The following is a 3,498-nucleotide window of genomic DNA, read 5'->3' on the forward strand; positions in this document are numbered from 1 at the left end:
GTGGCAAGCACCAGCTGCGTGACCTCACAGTCTTCACGCACCCGGATACGCGGATGCGCCAGCAGACGCGCACGCAGCGCCTGACCGAGACGCGGATTGCGGATGCTGCCGAGCGTCGGCATCCACAGCGCCTGTTGATGGCCACTGACCAGATGCGGCTCGCGCGCGTAGAGCGCCTCACGCTCGATCACCTCCAGCGGCTTGTGCTGGGTGCGCGCCCAGTCCAGCGCCAGCGCCTCATCCTCGACCCGCAGATAGATCAGGCCCTTCTGGCGGTATTCGGGGTCGATGCCGGTGGCGTCCTTGAGCGCCTCGGCAAGCCTGGGGTACTCGCCTTCTGACCAGCGTGACAGTGACGAGATGGCGCTCGAATAGCGCCACGGATACAGCGGCGAGACGATGCCGCCACCGGCCCACGATGCCTCGCGTCCGCACTGGCCGCGCTCCAGCAGCGTGACCGTCTGGCCGGCCTCGGCCAGCTGCCACGCCATCATCATGCCCATCACGCCGCCACCAATGATCAGGGTATCGCTCATCTGCCTTGCTCCTGCGGGGAATGAATAATCACAAATCTCATATTTCGATACGATTTGCATTATTTTTAGAAACAAAGCTATATTCACAGCATTGCCGCCGCCCGGTTTGCCTGTCTCCCCGCGACAGGTCCACCGGGCAGCCACCAACAAGAATGACGAGGGAGACACCCCGTGAGCGACGCCACCTTGACGCCTTCCAGCAGTGATACAAGCTCTGCCAGTAGCGATGCAGGCCCCGCCGCCTCTGCCGAGCAGCCGCTGCCCGCCGGTCAGTTGCAGCCCACTGAGCTGCGCGGCGTGCGCGAGCTGTTCGGCATCGACAGTGACCTCAAGGTGCCGGTATTTGTGGAGCGCGACGCCCACGTGCCGGAAATCGATCACGCCTATCGCTTCAATCCCGATGTCACCCTCGCCATCCTCGCCGGCTTCACCAACAACCGCCGCGTGATGGTTCAGGGCCTGCACGGCACCGGCAAATCGACCCATATCGAGCAGATCGCCGCGCGTCTCAACTGGCCGTGCCTGCGCGTCAATCTCGATGGCCATGTCAGCCGGCTGGACCTGGTCGGCAAGGACGCCATCGTGATTCGCGACGGCGTGCAGGTCACCGAATTCCAGGAGGGCATCGTGCCCTGGTCGCTGACCCGCCCCATCGCGCTGATCTTCGATGAGTACGATGCCGGCCGTCCGGACGTGATGTTCGTCATCCAGCGCATTCTGGAGCGTGACGGCCACTTCACGCTGCTCGATCAGAACCGCGTGATTCGCCCGCATCCGCAATTCCGGCTGTTCGCCACCGCCAATACCGTCGGGCTTGGCAATCAGGATGGGCTCTATCACGGCACCCAGCTGCTCAACCATGCGCAGATCGACCGCTGGAACATCGTCGCCAAGCTGGATTACCTGCCGCGTGAGGAAGAGGTGAAGATCGTGCTGGCGCGTGTGCCCGCCAAGGACAACGAGCGTGGCCGCGCCCTGATTCGCGCGATGGTCGCGGTGGCCGACCTCACCCGCAAGGGCTTCGCCAATGGCGACCTGTCGAGCCTGATGTCGCCGCGTACCGTGATCACCTGGGCGGAGAACTGCGAGATCTTCCGCAACCCGGCGCTGGCCTTCCGTCTCTCCTACCTCAACAAGTGCGATGAGCATGAGCGCCCGCTGGTCGCCGAGTTCTATCAGCGCTGTTTCGCCAAGGAGCTGGAGGAATCCGCGGCGCTAATGGAGAGCGACCTGATGGATGAACAGGACAGCGACAAGGGAGCCCGGGCATGAGTGCGGCCCAGCAGGTACGCCGTCGTCAGCAGTATCTCGAGGAGCTTTCGGCGGCGAGTCTCGGGGCACTCAGCGGTCAGGCCGGCTGGGCCTATCGGGGGCGGCGCCTGAGTCGGCATGCTCAGGCGTTGCCATTGCGCACGCCGCATCTGCGCCTTGAGGAAGATGACTGCACGCTCGACAACTATCGCGCGGTCAGCGATGCCATCGCGCTGCGCCTGCTCCACACCGACGAGGCGCTGCATCTGGCGGCGCGTCCGGCGTTGCCGGAAACCCGCCTGATCTATGACCTGCTGGAGCAGCTGCGCGTCGAGGCGCTGGTCGACCCTGACATGCCCGGCGTGAAGGAGAATCTGGCGCGGCGCTTCACCGACTGGTGCCTGGCCTTCTATCACGCGGGCCTGACCGAGACGAGCAGCGGCATCCTCATCTACAGCGTCATCCAGTCGTGCTGGTCGCGCCTGATGGCCTGTGCGGTGATCCACGAGACGGAGGATTACATCGAGACGACGCGCGCCTCCTTCTATCAGGCGCTGGGCGCTGACATGGCGGGGCTGAGACGCACGCGTTTCGATCAGGCGGCCTATCAGCAGCATGCGCTGAACATCAGCCTGTGGCTGGAGCAGGAACTGGCCGAATCACTGGAGGAGCAGGACGGCGAGAAGGATGACGAGTCAGAGGCCAGTCAGCGCTTCGCGCTGTTTCTGGAAAACGAGGATGAGGAAGCGAGTCTGCTCGAGGAGCAGGCGGCGTCGCAGCTGCCGAGTCATCGGCGTGGCGCACCGGAGGAATTGCTGCCCTATCAGGTGTTCACCACGGCCTATGACCGCGAGCTGGAACCGGCCAGGCGCATGCGCGCTGCCCTGCTCGATGAGTATCGTCAGGCGCTGGATACGCGTCTGGCGGAGCAGAAGATCAACGTGCGGCGCCTGGCACGTCAGCTGGCGCGCCATTTCAGCTCGCCGCAGCGTGAGGGCTGGCACTTCGGGGAGGAGGAAGGAATCATCGATGGGCGGCGGCTGAGTCAGGTGATTTCCTCGCCGGCCGAGCGGCGGGTCTTCCAGCGCGAGCGCTGGGTGCCCGAGGCCAGTGCGCAGGTCAGTTTCCTGATCGACTGCTCCGGTTCGATGAAGGTGCATGGCGAGGCGGTGGCGATGCTGATCGAGATACTCACCCGCGCGCTCGACATGGCCGGTGTGCCCACCGAGGTGCTCGGCTTCACCACTGGCGCCTGGAATGGCGGCCGCGCCCTGAAGGACTGGCGACGCGCCGGCAAGCCCGCGCGTCCGGGCCGCCTGAATGAAGTGCAGTATCTGGTCTTCAAGCCCGCCTCACTGGCGTGGCGACGTGCACGCCGCAACTTCGGCGCCCTGCTCAAGGCTGATCTCTACCGCGAAGGCGTGGATGGCGAAGCCGTGCAATGGGCCTGCTCACGACTCGCGGACAACACTCCTGCCGACGAAGGCGCGCGCCGTCTGCTGGTCGTCATCTCCGATGGCAGCCCCTGTGACAGCGCCACCAACATGGCCAATGATGAACAGTACCTCGACAGCCACCTCAAGCAGGTTGTCGCGCAACAGACCCGCTCCGGCCGCCAGGCCATCCTCGGCCTCGGCGTCGGGCTGGACCTCAGCGCCTACTACCCCAACCAGCTGATCATCGATCTTGAACGCACCCTCGACAACGCCCT

General features: G+C 64.8%; 3 protein-coding genes. 2 read left to right on the top strand and 1 reads right to left on the bottom strand.

What is annotated here, in order from left to right:
- On the bottom strand, positions 1–536 hold a 536-nt coding region (locus tag AC4FAH_RS13920), incomplete at its 3' end, for an NAD(P)/FAD-dependent oxidoreductase (RefSeq protein WP_490246246.1).
- A 171-nt stretch (positions 537–707) separates the two neighbouring features.
- On the opposite strand from AC4FAH_RS13920, the gene AC4FAH_RS13925 reads away from it, so the two are divergent.
- Together AC4FAH_RS13925 and AC4FAH_RS13930 are read left to right on the top strand one after the other, a co-directional pair.
- The gene (locus AC4FAH_RS13925; protein WP_242007674.1) at positions 708–1,808 is read left to right on the top strand and encodes an AAA family ATPase; all 1,101 of its coding nucleotides are present in this window, start codon (positions 708–710) and stop codon (positions 1,806–1,808) included.
- On the top strand, positions 1,805–3,498 hold a 1,694-nt coding region (locus tag AC4FAH_RS13930; RefSeq protein ID WP_490246247.1), incomplete at its 3' end, for a cobaltochelatase CobT-related protein. The genes AC4FAH_RS13925 and AC4FAH_RS13930, both read left to right, overlap by 4 nt.

This window comes from Cobetia sp. (assembly GCF_983723665.1).